Annotated in this window: 9 protein-coding genes; 5 read left to right on the forward strand and 4 right to left on the reverse strand. The window is 35.6% G+C overall.

Going from position 1 to position 16,908, the window contains the following annotated elements:
- Positions 1–8 precede the first annotated feature (8 nt).
- Positions 9–521: a TlpA family protein disulfide reductase gene (locus A8143_RS03735; RefSeq protein ID WP_083261200.1), complete on the reverse strand. Its 513-nt coding sequence runs from the start codon at positions 519–521 to the stop codon at positions 9–11.
- A gap of 361 nt (positions 522–882) precedes the next feature.
- Here A8143_RS03735 and A8143_RS03740 point away from each other — a divergent pair, with 361 nt between their 5' ends.
- Complete coding sequence (locus A8143_RS03740) at positions 883–1,617, forward strand: T9SS type A sorting domain-containing protein (protein WP_175437476.1); 735 nt, start codon at positions 883–885, stop codon at positions 1,615–1,617.
- 50 nt (positions 1,618–1,667) lie between these two features.
- On the opposite strand, the gene A8143_RS03745 is transcribed toward A8143_RS03740, so the two are convergent.
- Positions 1,668–2,354, reverse strand: coding sequence for an SIR2 family NAD-dependent protein deacylase (locus A8143_RS03745; RefSeq protein WP_066756484.1), 687 nt, complete (start codon positions 2,352–2,354; stop codon positions 1,668–1,670).
- Positions 2,355–2,642: 288 nt separating this feature from the next.
- On the opposite strand from A8143_RS03745, the gene A8143_RS03750 reads away from it, so the two are divergent.
- The 4 genes from A8143_RS03750 to A8143_RS03765 are packed head-to-tail and all read left to right on the forward strand — an operon-like array spanning position 2,643 to position 13,360.
- Entirely contained in the window at positions 2,643–4,910 is a 2,268-nt protein-coding gene (locus A8143_RS03750; RefSeq protein ID WP_066756487.1) for an NADP-dependent malic enzyme, read from the forward strand.
- Between the two features lie 5 nt (positions 4,911–4,915).
- Complete coding sequence (ruvA, locus tag A8143_RS03755) at positions 4,916–5,491, forward strand: Holliday junction branch migration protein RuvA (protein ID WP_066756490.1); 576 nt, start codon at positions 4,916–4,918, stop codon at positions 5,489–5,491.
- 5 nt (positions 5,492–5,496) lie between these two features.
- A complete protein-coding gene (sov, locus tag A8143_RS03760) occupies positions 5,497–12,894 on the forward strand; it encodes a T9SS outer membrane translocon Sov/SprA (protein WP_066756493.1) in 7,398 nt (2,465 codons plus the stop codon).
- A 10-nt stretch (positions 12,895–12,904) separates the two neighbouring features.
- Positions 12,905–13,360, forward strand: a complete 456-nt coding sequence (locus tag A8143_RS03765; RefSeq protein WP_066756496.1) for a GNAT family N-acetyltransferase — start codon at positions 12,905–12,907, stop codon at positions 13,358–13,360.
- Here A8143_RS03765 and A8143_RS03770 read toward each other — a convergent pair.
- Positions 13,357–14,328 (reverse strand): polyprenyl synthetase family protein, encoded by a 972-nt coding sequence (locus tag A8143_RS03770; protein ID WP_066756505.1) that lies wholly within the window; start codon positions 14,326–14,328, stop codon positions 13,357–13,359. The two genes, A8143_RS03765 and A8143_RS03770, sit on opposite strands and share 4 nt — an antisense overlap.
- A 31-nt stretch (positions 14,329–14,359) precedes the next feature.
- Positions 14,360–16,885, reverse strand: a complete 2,526-nt coding sequence (locus A8143_RS17175; RefSeq protein WP_245676459.1) for an efflux RND transporter permease subunit — start codon at positions 16,883–16,885, stop codon at positions 14,360–14,362.
- Positions 16,886–16,908: the final 23 nt, after the last annotated feature.

A 16,908-nucleotide genomic window follows, 5' to 3' on the forward strand; every position in this document is an offset into this window, starting at 1 on the left:
TTGGAATGTTATTCTGTCAGCTTATAGATTTCGTCATACAATTTTTGTTCATCACCAGGAACATATCCAACATGCGAATAAACAATATTGCCCTCTCCATCTAATAAAAAGGTTTGTGGTGGATAATTTACACCCATCGCTCTTTTTAAATCGCTGTTTGGATCCAACCATATTTCATAGTCCCATGCTGCAGCATCTACAACAGGTCTTACCTTGCTTTTATTTCTTTCATCGTCAATTGATACAGCGACTAATTTAACACCTGTTTCATCAACGAGATCATCATACTCTTCAGCAATCGTATTTAATTCTAGTCGGCAAGGTTTGCACCATGTCGCCCAAAAAGAAACAATTATTGGATTTCCATCATTCGAAAGCTCGCCTGTATTTATTGAATTTCCGTCAATGTCTTGAATTTGAACTGAAGGCATCTTTTTACCTGTATCTCCACTGTCATTAACAAAAGAGAAAATTCCAATCGAAGCTATTAAAGCTAATAAGGGTAGTTTTATTTTTTTCATAATCATATTTTTTTGATTCTAATCCAAATTCTGAGCCAAAAAGGGATTAAGATTCAAATGTAGAAAAATATTGACCGTTTGCAAATAATATTATTCCACTATTCTTGTTCTCCCAAGTAATTGATTGGATGGTTCAGGATCCTTCAAATAGAAAGGGGAATATTATATCGTTTAACATTCTATCAATGTTTAGGTTTCTATGTGTAAAATTGAAGGCTGTCGTTAGGTAAATTCTATTCTGATAGGTGAACTGTTCCATGAATTTCTTGGATTCCCAAAAAAATGACACATTTATAAATGTCTTGAGAATCTTGAATTTACTTCAATTTATGTGTATCTTTAAACAATCAAAAAAATGGATATGAAAAAAACACTTACCTTTTTAAGTTTATCACTTTTTCTTTCTGCCTCTTTTGGACAGGATGAATTTAAAATAATGCTTCAAGGAGAAGAAACGGATATTTCAGGAACTGTGCATTCTGAACTAACTTACACAGAAGAGTCTCACATTAACTTTGATGTTGAAAATGTAAGTGGAGCAACAGTCGATGTGAGAATAGAAAGATATAAAGTTGTTGAGTTAGCGGGAACAGAAGATTATCTTTGTTGGGGTGCTGATTTTTTAACAGGAACTTGTTATCCAGCAGGAACAGTTTCTCCACATAATCCATGGGTGACTCCTGGTGATTTTGAGATGGGAGATGGTTCGGCAGGCTTATTATCATCTTATCATGTTTCGCATGGTATTGAAGGAACAGTGCAGTATAGATATTATATTATTAACGGAGATGATGAACGTTTAGATTCTGTTGATGTTGAGTATACTTTTGCTGTGGGATTAGAAGAAGAAGAAAATGTAACCGTATCTTTGTTTCCTAATCCGGCAACATCAGTAGTTAATATTGAATTAAATGAGAATATTCAAAATGTGGGATTTAGCTTGTACAACGTGTTAGGCGATCGTGTAATTGACCGTACGCTTAATGCTGGAATGAACTCGATAAATGTTTCTGCATTACCAAATGGAGTGTATTTCTACACGATTCGTAAAGAAGGGGATGTTGTAGAAACCAAAAAATTAGTGGTACGACACTAAAATCATTGATATAATATGATTAAAAAGGGACTTTAGACGAGTCCCTTTTTTTATTTAGCTAATAATTCTTCCACCAAAAGGGGAATCATAGCACATGCATTTCCCTGATAATGATAAAAGTGTTGGTCGGTAATGTTCATTTCATTTGGGTCGACTAAATAGCAAGTGGCATGATTTTTTACCGCATAGCGTAATCCAGCAGCAGGATAAACATTTAAGGAGGTTCCAACAACAATTAAAATGTCTGCTTTACGAACAACGTTCTCGGCTTCAACCATTTTTGGTACTTCTTCACCAAACCAAACGACATGAGGGCGTAATTGATGGCCGTCAGGCGCTAAATCTCCAAGTTTTATACTGGTTTTAACGGGGTATAATTCGCGATCAGTTTTAACACTTCTGCCTTTTAAAATTTCTCCGTGTAAATGAATAATTTTTGAAGATCCTGCTCTTTCGTGCAAGTCATCGATGTTTTGTGTAATAATGGTGACATCATATAATCTTTCAAGTTCTTTTAAGGCTAAGTGAGCAGTATTTGGTTGTGCCCTTAAAACTTGCTCCCTACGTTGATCATAAAAATCTAAAACTAAGGCTGGGTTTCGATGCCAACCATCTATTGTTGCAACTTCATTAAGGTCGTATTGCTCCCATAACCCATCTGAATCTCTGAAAGTTCCTAACCCACTTTCTGCACTAATTCCGGCTCCTGATAAGATGACTACACTTTTATTTTTCACGTTGTTTGTCTTCGGTTAATATGATTACCAACAAAATATACAAAGGTCTTGCAGAATTTCAAAATTTAATTTATTTCAAATCGATTTAAAAAATAGTACAGAGAAGCCTTGTTGAAAAATAAACAGTTTTATAGAATTTTGAAGAATGTGTTCGTGTGTTGTAACTAAACATCAGTGAACATTGTTGTACCACCTGTAATAAGCCTTAAACTAGATTTAAACTATCATAGCAATTTATAGTCGTGATATTTATTTATATTTACCGGCTTAATCAAAATCAACTAAATTATGGCCAAAATCAGAAAACAAGATGCTTTGGATTACCATGCAAATGGACGTCCAGGAAAGATAGAGGTCGTTCCCACAAAGCCTTATAACTCGCAAAGAGACCTGTCGCTAGCTTATTCACCTGGCGTTGCAGACCCTTGTTTAGCAATTGCTGATAATAAAGCGGACGTCTATAAGTATACGGCGAAAGGTAATTTGGTTGCTGTTATTTCAAACGGAACAGCAGTTTTAGGGCTTGGAGATATAGGACCTGAGGCTTCAAAACCCGTAATGGAAGGGAAGGGTTTACTTTTTAAAATTTTCGCTGACATAGATGTGTTTGATATTGAGGTTGATGCAAGCGATGTTGATCAATTTATTGCTACCGTTAAAGCTATCGCTCCAACTTTCGGTGGGATTAATTTAGAAGATATTAAAGCGCCTGAAGCATTTGAAATTGAAACACGGTTAAAAGAAGAACTAAACATTCCTATCATGCATGATGATCAGCATGGTACAGCAATAATCTCTAGTGCTGCACTCATTAATGCATTAGAATTGGCAGAGAAAAAAATAGAGGAGGTTAAAATAACTGTTGTAGGTGCGGGTGCAGCTGCATTTTCGTGTGCTAAACTCTATTTAGCTTTGGGTGCCAAAGCAGAGAATATTTACATGTTTGATAGCAAGGGGTTGCTGTGTAAGGAAAGGGATAATTTAGATAAATATAAGTCAGCATTTGCGGTTCATGAAAAGGACATTTCGCTCGCAGAGCTAATGAAAACTACTGATGTTTTCTTAGGATTATCAAAAGGAGGAATCGTTACAAAGGAAATGGTGAAGTCCATGCCAAACAATCCAATTGTTTTTGCCTTGGCAAATCCAGAACCTGAAATCTCTTATGCTGAAGCAACTTCTGTCCGTAACGATATTATTATGGCTACAGGACGTTCTGATAACCCCAATCAAGTAAACAACGTTTTAGGATTTCCATTCATTTTTAGAGGGGCATTAGATGTGAGAGCGACAAGAATAAATGAGGAAATGAAATTGGCTGCTGTACATGCTATTGCAGAGTTGGCTAAAGAGCAAGTGCCAGAAGAGGTGAATGAGGCGTATGGAGAGAAAAATATATCTTTCGGCAAAGATCAAATCATTCCAAAGCCATTGGATTCAAGATTAATAACTTTTGTTTCACCTGCAGTTGCAAAAGCAGCTATGGATTCAGGTGTAGCGCAAGAACCAATAGAAGATTGGGAGGAATATGAATTTGAATTGCGAAGAAGGTTAGGGTTGGATAATAAATTACTTAATGTTTTAACAGAAAAAGCAATTAAAAACCCTAAACGAGTTGTTTTTGCAGAAGCAGATAATTATAAAATTTTAAAAGCAGCCCATTTAGCGGAAGAAGAAGGATATGCACAACCAATATTACTTGGTCGTAAACAAAAGATTTATGAGCTCATTGAAGAAATTGGGTTGGAATTTGAAAATGCAATTGTGATTGACCCGAAGGAGGAGGAAGAAGTGAAAACTTGCGAGTTGTATGGAAAAATTTTCTTTGAAAAAAGACAAAGAAAAGGATTTACCTTACACGAAGCTGTAAAGATCATGAGAGAACGTAATTATTTTGGTTCCATGATGGTGGAAACTGGCGCTGCTGATGCGCTAATTTCAGGAATTACTCGAAACTACAAAGATGTGATCCGACCAGCGCTACAAGTTGTTGGAAAAACTGAAAATGTAGATAAAGTGGCTGGCATGTATGTATTAGTCACAAAAAGAGGTCCATTATTCCTAGCTGATACAACGGTTAATTTTGATCCAACAGCAGAGGAGTTAATGGAAATTACCAACATGGTAGCCAAAAAAGTGCGGCAGTTTAATGTACATCCTCGTATTGCACTTTTAACGTATTCGAATTTTGGTTCGGCGCCAGGAACGGATTCAAAAAAAATGTCAAAAGCGGTTTCTCTAATCAAAGAAAAGTACCCTAACCTTGTTGTTGACGGTGAGATTCAAGCTAATTTTGCATTGAATAATGACCTAAGAAAAGAAAAATTTTCATTTTCGTCATTGGGGAACAAAAATGTTAACACATTAATTTTTCCAAATTTATCCTCAGGTAATATTGCTTATAAATTATTGCAAGAGATGAATGAAGATGTGGATGCGATTGGACCAATTCTGTTGGGGATTAAGAAGTCAATTCATGTGCTGCAGTTGGGGAGTAGCGTAAGAGAAATTTCCAATATGGTTAAGGTAGCGGTAATGGATGCCCAAACGAAATAAGCATTATGATAGCACATTTAAACGGTCGACTAGTTGAAAAAACGCCTACAAATATTGTGGTGGAATGTGGTGGTGTTGGATATTTTGTAAAAATAAGTCTAAATACCTTTTCAAGATTAGGTGAGGATGAGCATATAAAAATACACACTCAACTTCAAGTTCGTGAAGACGCACACACACTTTACGGATTTCATGATATTAAGGAGCGAGAAATGTTTAACCATTTAATTTCAGTATCGGGAATTGGTGCTAATACAGCAATTTTAATGCTTTCAGCACTTACACCAGATGAAATTGCCGCAGGTATCTTAAATGAAGACGTTGATTTGATTAAAAGCATTAAAGGAATAGGAGCGAAAACTGCTCAACGTGTCATAATCGACTTAAAAGATAAAGTAAATAAACTAGAGTTTGAAACTGAAAATATTTTTACCGTAAACAATACAAATCAAAAAGATGCGTTAACTGCTTTATTGTCATTAGGCTTTGATAAGAAAAGAGCACAAAAGGCATTAGATAAAATCGCGACGGCTGACCAATCCGTTGAGGAAATGATAAAACAAGCATTAAAGGTACTCTAATAGAAGTGAAGCATTTTTTAGTAGCCATAATATCCCTATATGCATTCCAATTATTTGGTAATTCATCCATCAAGCATGCAGGAATTTTAACACAAAATGTAGAAGAGGATTCCCCAAAGGTAGAATTGCCTTATCCGATCTACGATTATAATGATTATACAGATCAGAAAAAATCACCTATTAATTTAAATGATCCTGGTAACATTAATACCGAGATTGTTTACAATCCAGAAACTGGTAATTATGAGGTGATTCAGAAAATTGGAAACCAATATTACCGCTATCCTACATCAATGACTCAACAAGAGTTTATAGAATATCAACGAAAAAAAGCACTTAACGACTATACCCAAGAAAAAATTAACGAAGATAATGAACAACAACGAAATTTAATTCCACCATTAAAAGTAGGAGGAGAGGCATTCGATTTAATTTTTGGAGGAGATGAAATTAATATTCGACCGCAAGGTTCCGCACAACTGTCTTTTGGTGTAAATGTTTCACGATATGACAATCCGGCCTTACCAGAACGTCAGCGTCGTGTTGCAACTTTTGACTTTCAACAACAGATTCAATTGAATATGGTTGGTCAAATTGGTGATAAGTTAAAACTAACCATCTCTCAAAATACTGAAGCGACGTTTAATTTTCAAAATCAGGTAAAAATAGAGTATACTGGTTATGAGGATGAAATCATTCAAAAAATTGAAGCTGGTAACGTAAGTCTTCCGTTAAATACAACCTTAATTCAAGGTTCTCAAAGTCTTTTTGGTATTCGTACAGATCTCAAATTTGGACGTTTGACGGTTCAAACGATTTTATCGCAGCAAAAAGGGCAACGACAAGAGATAAATGTGTCAGGTGGGGCGCAAATTCAGGATTACGATGTAGAAGTAGATAACTACGAAGCGAACAAACATTATTTCTTGAATTATTATCATCGAGAACATTACGATGAGGCAATGGAGACTATGCCAATTGTAAACTCTCAGGTTGATATAACGAAAATAGAAGTATGGGTAACCAACAGAATTAATAGGGTTGAAGATACTCGAAACATTATTGCTTTTACGGATTTAGGTGAGGCCGATTTTGATAATTTAGAAGGAGGACCTTTAGTTGTAGGTGGTAGTGAATTGCCAAGCAATAACGCCAATAATCTCTACGAAACAGTTAGTACTGATCCTAATATCAGAGGATTTTCTAATGCAGTTAACGCATTATCCGTAGTGACCGGTTCTCCTGGTCCATTTGCACAGTCTGTTCATTATGAAAAAGTTGAAAATGCAAGAAAATTAAGTGAGCAAGAGTATACCTACAATGCCAAACTGGGATTTGTATCCTTGAAATCTCCTTTAAACCAAGATGAGGTTCTTGGGGTAGCTTATCAATATACTTTTAACGGTAGAACTTATCAAGTTGGAGAGTTTTCAAATGACGTTCCGGTGGAAGAGGGTTCGAAAAGTGCACTAATACTAAAGCTATTAAAACCCACAATCATCAATCCTAAAAATAAAACATGGGACTTGATGATGAAAAACGTATACTCAATTGGTGCTTATCAAGTTAGTGCAGGAGATTTCACATTTGATATTTGGTATAATAATCCAGAAAAGAGTGTAAATATCAATTATTTGCCGTACGAAGGAGTAGACGATATTTTGTTAATGCAACAATTGGATTTGGATCGTCTGAATTTGAACCAACAATCATTTCCTGACGGGCGTTTTGATTTCGTTCCGATAAGCTACGATGGTAATCGAGCAACGAATGGTGGAACAATTGATGCGCGGACCGGAAGGGTGTATTTTACAACCATTGAACCTTTTGGACAAACCTTAGCCGAAAAATTAGATGAACAAACTTCATTTTCATCAATTGAAATTAATAAAATTGCATTTACAGAATTATACGATTCAACTAAAACAGCCGCACAGCAAATCCCAAGTAAGAATCGATTTAGCATCAAAGGAAGCTATAAATCTTCTGTGAGTTCAGAAATTTCTTTAAACGCTCTTAACGTACCGGAAGGAAGTGTAATTGTAACTGCTGGAGGAACAAGATTGACCGAAGGAACAGACTATACTGTCGATTATAATTTAGGACGTGTTAAGATTTTAAACCAAGGAATTCTAGAATCTCAGACACCCATTAAGGTTCAATTAGAAAGTAATTCCCTTTTCGGATTTCAGTCAAAATCGCTTGTTGGTGCCCATTTTAACTATGAAATAAATAAGGATTTTAATGTTGGTGCGACGGTTATGAATCTTACTGAAAAACCATTAACTCAGAAAGTAAATATTGGAGACGAGCCGATTAGCAATACGGTTTTAGGTACGGATGTAAGTTATCGAACAGAAGTTCCTTTCCTGACAAAACTAGTCGATTTTCTACCTGTAATCAGTACAAAAGAAAAATCAACAATCACGGCATATGGAGAGTTCGCTTATTTAATCCCAGGTACTCAGAGGGCAATTAGTAAAGAGGGAATTTCTTATATCGATGGATTCGAAGGAAGTCAAAGTGCAATTGATATTAAAAATAATCCACGTCTTTGGGCGCTGGCATCTATTCCTCAAGGTCAACCGGATATGTTTCCTGAAGCATCCATCAAAACAGGTGTTGAGGCAGGTAAAAATCGAGCGCATCTGGCGTGGTACATGATTGATGAAACTGTTTTCTATCAAAATGCATCGACTACACCAGATCACATCAAAGATAATGCGGAAATTCTTGAAAATTCCCAAATGAGACAGCTCAAACAAAATGAGTTATTTCCACAGCAACAACCTCCAGTAGGTACTGTTAACAATATTAGAACTTTTGATTTAGCGTATTATCCAGCTGAAAGAGGGCCGTATAATTATGATACCGATGATTCGAGTATTGATGAAAACGATCGTTTCACCAACCCTGAAGAACGATGGGCAGGTATCATGAGGGCTTTAACTACAACAAATTTTGAGACAGCAAACATTCAGTTTATTCAATTTTGGATGTTAGATCCTTTCAATGATGATGCCACGGTAGGGCAAACAGAAAATTTGGACGGTGGGGACTTATATTTTAATCTTGGTAATGTTTCTGAGGACATCCTACCGGATTCACGAAAAAGTTTTGAAAATGGATTACCAAGTGGTCCTAGTTATGACCCTTTCGATTATGATACCACGGCATGGTCAGTGGTTTCAAATGAACAGGTAATAGTAAATGCATTTGACAATAACCCTTCAGCGAGACCATTTCAAGATGTTGGTTTTGACGGGATGGACGATGCGACTGAAGCGACTTATTTTTCTTCTTTCATTAATTGGGTAAATTCTAGTGGTTTATCGGCAATTGCTAAAGATAAACTTCTTAATGATGCATCATCCGATAATTTTGAGTATTTCAGAAGTGATCGTGCAGATTCAGAAGAGTATGATATTTTAAGAAGATATAAATATTTTAATGGAACGGAAGGTAACTCAAATACGCCAGAACAGTCTGCAGAAATGAACGCAGATGGCTATGCAACTTTAGGTACCCAATCACCAGATATAGAGGATTTAAATGTGGATAATAACTTAAGTGAATCAGAGAGTTATTTCCAATATCATGTAAGTTTAAGACCATCGGATATGCAAGTTGGTAGAAATTACATTACCAATGAACAAATAGTTGATGTTAATGAAGATGGTAAAACTGAGAAATGGTATCAGTTTAAAATTCCTATCGAAAGTCCTGAGTCAATTATCAATGGAATTTCTGATTTTAGATCAATTCGTTTTATGAGAATGTTCTTAAATAATTGTAGTCATGAAATGGTGTTACGTTTTGCAAAATTAGAGTTGATACGGGGAGAATGGAGAAAATATTTGTTTAACTTGAATGAGCCAGGAGAAGGGTTCCAAGACGATCCAAACTCAACTGAGTTTAACCTAGCGGCTGTAAACCTCGAAGAGAATGAAGGAAAAGAACCTGTTGGGTATGTATTACCGCCTGGTATTATCCGAGAACTAGATAATGGTTCTATAAATACGCGACAATTGAATGAACAGTCACTTTCACTTGAGATTTGCGGACTCAAAGATGGTGAAGCGCGAGCATCTTATAAAAATGTTGAGTTTGATGTTAGGTCTTACAAGAAGTTAAAAATGTTTGCACATGCCGAACAGCAAAATAGGGCAGGCTGGGTTGAAACAGATTTACAGGACGATCAATTGACTATATTTATCCGTTTAGGAACCGATTTTAACGAGAATTATTACGAGTATGAATTACCGTTAAAAGTCACCCCTTGGGGAACGACGGCTTCAACAAATAACGCTGATATAATATGGCCGAATGCAAATAATCTAGAGATAGTATTTGACTCTTTACTAAACCTTAAGATTGATAGGGATGCTAATCCGGCAATACCGACAGAATTGGAGTATGTACGTAATTTGCCTCCAAACGATGAAGGAGCAATTGCTAGGATAAAAGTTAGAGGAAATCCAAATCTCCAAGGAATGAAAACCATTATGATTGGTGTTCGAAATCCTGGCGCAGATACAGAACACCCTTGGCAGTATGCAGAAGATGGACAAGAAAAATGTGCCGAAGTATGGGCCAACGAATTAAGATTAACAGATTTTGATCAATCGGGTGGTTGGGCATCTACTGCTCGTGTAAATATGCAATTGGCAGATTTTGCTAATGTCAATTTATCAGGTAATTATTCTACGCCTGGATGGGGTAGTATTGAGAAAAAAGTAAGCGAAAGACAGCGAGAAACTCATATGGGATTTGATGTTTCTACGAATGTGGAATTGGGACAATTTTTTGGAGATAAATTAAGGTTGCAAGTTCCCTTTTATGCCGGTTATTCTACGTCGATAATAGAACCCGAATACGACTTATTGTCTCCTGATGTGAAATTGTCGAATTACGATTTGGAAACCAGAAGAATCCGTTCACAACAATCGCGTGATGTCACAACGAGGAGGTCTTATAATTTTACGAATGTCCGTAAAGAACGAAAACCAGGAAAAGAAAATAGACTTTGGGATATTGAAAATTGGTCAGGAAGTTATTCTTATAATGAACTTTATATGAGAGATATCAATACCGATCATGATGTAACGAAAACTTATCGTGGTGGTTTGAATTACACTTTCTCTAAAAAACCATTATTGGTTGAGCCATTCAAGGATGTCGCATTTTTCAAAAAATCAAAATGGTTTGGGCTATTAAGAGATTTTAATTTTTATGTAGGTCCCAAAGCACTTGGTTTTGGTACCGAAGTAACAAGGATGTATAACGAAAGACAAAATAGAAATGCACTGGATACGACCTTTATCTTTCGCCCAACATATCTTAAAAACTTTACATGGAACAGAAATTATGATTTTAAATATGATCTTTCCAAGAATATTAAATTTTCATTTGTCGCCAATAATAGTGCTATAATTCTTGAGCCGGATGGAATTATAGATGGAAATGCAACTCAAGATTCGGATTTAAACGCTTATGAAAACTATCAGGATTTCAAGAAGTATATCCGAAGTGCACTTGACCCTTTTGATGGGGATTCGATTAAATTCGGTGGCTATACTATGAATTACGGACACAGTTATGATTTTTCGTATAAAGTACCATTGGATAAGTTACCATTAACAGATTGGCTAACAGCAAATGTCAAGCTGAGAAGTAGTTTTGATTGGGCACGAGCACCATTAGCGTTACCAGAAATTGGTCACACTGTTCAAAATTCTAGAAACTTTACGGTGAATGGTCAAGTTAACATGGTGACATTGTATAATAAAATTGACTTTTTTAGAAAAATAAATACTGACAGAGGAGGGGCAGGTGGTCGCGGAGGCCGTCAACAAGTTGACCGAAATCAACAAAATCAGCGAGATAAAAACAAGAAAACTGAGGGTGATCAAGAAGGAGAAGAGGATGAAGAAGAAGATGGCAAGAAGAAAAAGAAGAAAAGAGAAGGAATTCATCCTGTTTGGAAAACTACTGGTCGCCTGATTATGTCCTTCCGTAACTTGAATATTACTTATTCGGAAAATGATGGAATGATGTTACCTGGTTTTGCTCAAGAAACGAGTATTTTGGGAATGAATAATTTCGGAGCTCCGTCGTTCGCTTTTGTAGCCGGTCAGCAGAATAGAAACTTATGGGGACAAACTACGAATGCATGGGGAGAATATGATGCGTTTGCGCCTTTTGCAGCCAATAATGAATGGTTAGTAGCCAATTCAAATTTAAACATTATGCACACGGTTTCGCATACGCAAACCTATAATGCTCGGGCAACTTTTGAACCATTTAAAGATTTAAGAATTAATGTAACGATTGATCGCAAATACACAAATAATGAAAATAGTTATTATCGATACAATGATACATTGGTTTCACCTGGAGATACGGAATTAGGAGATTGGGAATATCAGAATAGGGTAAATGGAGGGTCTCTGAATTATACAACGATTACGTGGAAAACGGCCTTTCAAAAGATAGACACAAATCAAACCTCGCCAGTGTTTAATGAATTAAGAGCGATGCGTCGAGATGTTTCGAAACAATTAGGTGAAGCTGCTGGGACCACATTACAAGATAATGGATATTATGATGGTTTTAATGGGAATCAACAAGATGTATTAATAGGATCTTTCTTGGCAGCATATACAGGTCTAGGGTCAGGAGATAAATTTTATGATATCTTTAAAGCTATTCCTTTACCGAATTGGGATATTCGCTATGATGGACTTTCTAAGATGGATTTTATGAAGGATTATGTTCGAAATTTCTCTATATCTCATGCTTATCGTTCAACGGTTTCAATCTCAAATTTCCAAACTAATCTCGGAGCATTTGACTTTGAAGGGAATCAATTAAGGGATGCTTCGAATAACTTCATTGCAGGCGATCAAGTTAACAGCGTCACTATTACAGAGCAATTTTCACCATTTTTGGGAGTGGACGCAACATGGATTGTTGGGGAAAATGGTTTAATTACAAAATTTGAGTACAAAAGAGATCGTTCATTAGCACTTTCGGTAACGAATCAGCAAATTACGGAAATGAGAGGAAAAGAATGGGTAATTGGATCTGGTTATAAATTCTCAAAAGTTAAATTACCATTTGAAATAATGGGTAAACGACCGGAAAGTGATTTAAACATTCGATTTGATTTATCTATACGAAATAACATCGCATTAAATAGAAATATTATAGAAGATAATTTCCAAATTACATCCGGTCAGAACATGTATTCAATTAAGTCTCGTGTAGATTATAATGTAGGACCAAACTTAAATGTTGCGCTTTACTTTGATCGAGTTGTAAATAAACCACAATTGTCTACTGCATTTAATACTGCTAATACAAGTGCAGGAATAGCATTAAGATTTAATTTAGCGCAATAGTTATATTAAGATGGGAGTCAGTATTCGAAATGCACGAAAAGAGGATATGGAGGCTGTTCTTGGTTTAATACAAGAGCTAGCGGATTATGAGAAAGCGGGAGATGAGGTTGTAGTTACAAAAGATGAGTTGGAATTGGATGGTTTTGGTCCGAATAAAGTTTTTGATTGTATTGTTGCTGATTTGGACGGGAAAGTGATAGGCTTTGCTTTGTTTTATACGAGCTATTCAACCTGGAAAGGTAAGTCACTTTATTTAGAAGATTTTCTTGTTACAGAAAAACATCGAAGAAAGGGAATAGGTGAAATGCTTTTTAATTCAGTCTATGAAATTGCCAAAGAACGCAACGTGAGAAGGTTTGAATGGCAAGTACTAGATTGGAATACACCAGCGATTAATTTCTATAAAAAGCAAGCGGCTCATTTAGATGAGACATGGATCAATTGTAAGTTATTCCCATCAAATTAATGATCACGACCTAAAAGGAATCCTGCGAGTGATTTTAAAGGACGTTTATGTTCAGCTGTAACAGCAATTCTACTTAAATTTTGCATTGCCTTTTCATGATACTCTTCCATTTTTCTATTCGCTTTTTCACGAATATTTAATTCTTCATAAATAGCTTTAACTCCAGCAACTTTTATTTTTAGATCCTTTTCTAAGAGAAGTTGTTCAAGTCGTGTATATTGTTCAGGATTACTCTCATTTAAAGCGGTGAGGAGTAAATAGGTTTTTTTATTGGAGATGATGTCACCTCCCACTTGTTTCCCAAATTTATCTTGATCTGCATAAACATCCAAGATATCATCTTGAATTTGAAAGGCAATTCCAAGATTAAGTCCAAAATCATACAAGTCTTGTGCATCATTATTATTTGCACCACCCACTATAGCGCCCATTTTTAAACTACACCCCAATAACACGGCAGTTTTGAAAGCAATCATATTAATATAGTCCGCCACAGAGACTATCGACTTTTCTTCAAAATCCATATCCAATTGCTGCCCTTCACATACTTCGGTTGCTGTTTTATTAAATAATGGAAGAATTTCACCTACAACTTTTGAATCGTGATTAGCAATTGCTTTATAAGCTTCAATAAGTAATGCATCACCACTTAAAATAGCAACGTTAGTGTTCCATTTTTCATGAACGGTAGTTTTTCCTCTTCTCAGTGGAGCGGCATCCATGATATCGTCATGAATTAATGAAAAGTTATGAAATAATTCAACAGCAATTGCGGCGTTTTTTGCTTTCTTAAAATCAGCTGAAAACATTTCGCAAGCCATTAATGCTAAAATAGGGCGCATACGTTTACCTCCAATTTGCATAAAATACCTCAAGGGGTCATACAGCGTCTGAGGTTCTTGCGGAAAAACATAGTCGCTTACTGCGCGCTCTATATATTTTTGATACTTGGAAATTAAATCTTCCATCTTGCCATTTTAATTAGATTTCAAGAACAACTTAACCTTCATTTTGTTCGATTTCAAGTTCATCTAGTTCAATGTCTTCTTCTTCATCATAAAGCTGAAAAAGTGGTTCGGCTAGTGCCTTGTTACTAATTTTTTTCTCCATCCAAAGCAAGAGGCTTGGTAAAATTAAAAGGTTAGCGCACATCGCAACTAAAAGGGTGAGCGATACAAGAACACCCAACGCTTTTGTTCCACCAAACTGAGAAAATGCGAACATTAAAAATCCAAAGAACAAAACAATAGAAGTGTAAATCATACTTGTTCCTGTCTCTCTAAGTGCAGAAAGAATACACTTTCTTAAATCATGTTCATGAAGTTTTAATTCTTGTCTAAACTTTGCTAAAAAGTGAATCGTGTCATCTACTGATATACCAAAAGCAATGCTAAAAACTAATAATGTGGATGGTTTGATTGGAATTCCAGCATACCCCATAATTCCAGCCGTAAATAATAATGGAATGAAATTAGGTACGAGTGAGACTAAAACCATTCGCCATGATCGGAAAAGAATAGACATTAAAATTCCAATCATAACAATAGCTATAGCAAGTGATATTACAAGATTGACAACAAGGTACTGCGTTCCATTAGAAGCAACCACTGATGTTCCAGTAAACGTTACGCCCCATTCATTTAATTCAATTGCTTTTTTCAAACTATCGTTAAAACTTTCTTCTTGATGATAGGGGTAAAATAATGCAGGGTTATCATTAAACTCTTCTAATAGCCTACTGTTGTTGCCAGTGTACATTTTTTTCAGGTCATAATAAATAACATCACTTTTGGCATATAAAGCAGATAAACTTTTGTTTTTTTCTTTGCCAGATTGAGTTTTAATAACAGCAAAAATACTGTCAGTATAGGGTTTCAACGGGTTAATACGTTCAACAAAACCTGGACGCATGCTATCAATTATTTCCTGGATTTCATAGGAACCTAAATCTCTAATTTGAGTAGTAATTCTAGTAATTAATTGCGTGCTATCTAGAAAACCATTAGTTGCTGATGCATCTCCGGCAGTGTTCTCTACATAATCACTAATTAAATTTAATTTTGATAACGAAGGAATTTCAAATTTTTCTGGATTTCCATTGCTAAAGGCCATGTTCGCAAGCTTAATGGCATCTGTAATGGATAAGGACTTGGAAAATTGACCGTAAGAAGCCAGATAGTTTTGAGCGTTTTCAATTTCTTCGAAACGATTAAAGAATGTGTTTTTCTTTTTCGTATTGAGCAAGATATCGAAAGGGATGGAACCACCAAAATTGTCCTCAATAAAATGTAAATCATTGGTTATAGGGTCATGCTGAGGTAAATCACCTGTTATATTACCGGTTGCTTTGATTTGTAGCGTTCCAATGGCCGCGATAATGATCACGATTATCGATCCAACAAACACCCACTTTCTTTTATTTAGAGTTAAATTTTCTAGTTTTTCAACAGTATAGTGCAACCATTGTTTTTCAAGATGTTTTAAATGTTTATTTTTTGGAATTTTTGAATAACTCAAAATAATCGGAAGGATGGTGATCGAAAGAACAAATACAAATAAGATGTTCATAGAAGCAATAATCCCAAATTCAGAAAGTCGCTCGCTATTCGTAAAAATGAATGTAGAAAAACCAAGAGCAGTAGTTAAATTTGTGAGAAATGTTGCGTTACCTATTTTTTGTATAACACGAGATAATGCTTTTGCTTTGTTTCCATGGTTTTTGATTTCTTGATGAAATTTATTAATCAAAAAGATACAGTTTGGAATGCTAATTACAATGATTAATGGTGGGATAAGCACCATTAAAATGGATAATTGATAATTTAACGCCCCAATACTTCCCAAAGACCAAATCACGCCAACAAAAACAACAACGTTTGCGATCACAACAATTTTTATCGACCTAAAGAAGATAAATAATAATAAAGACGTTACGCCAATTGAAAGACCGATAAAAAGTCCTAATTCACCTTTTAATTTTTCACCAACTGCTACACGAATGTGCGGCATACCTGACACTCGAATTTCTCCTAATGTAGCTTCATATTCTTTACCGATAGCTTCGATATCAAATAGTACATTCGCTTTTTGCATGTCACGCATGATTTCTTCATTGATGAAAACCATCATAATGGATGCGTTAGTTTCAGGGTTGTATAAAATTCCTTCATACAAAGGATTCCCGCGAATAATAATCTTTAAACTATCGATTTCACGTTGAGTTTCCGGTCTAGAATTAATGATACGATCAAAGAAAAATGTTTTCTCTTTACGATCTTTCCCAACCTGATAAATATGAGCTTCGGATAAGACAGAATCGACAGCATCAAAAGCCGCAACTCGTTGGCCAAAATCGTACCACGCTAAGAATTTTTCTTTTTTGTACAAATCTTCGGTGTTGATCGCAAAAATCAGCAATGATTCGTTACCCCCGAAAGACTTTTTTAGCAATTCATAATCTTGTTTGGGTTTCGAATCTTTCGGCAACATCGTACCGTAAGTATTGTCCACCTTTAAATTTGTCACAGCGAAATAGCCGAGATATACAG

Origin of the sequence: Crocinitomix algicola, assembly GCF_001661595.2 — a bacterium.
Classification (GTDB): domain Bacteria; phylum Bacteroidota; class Bacteroidia; order Flavobacteriales_D; family Crocinitomicaceae; genus Crocinitomix; species Crocinitomix algicola.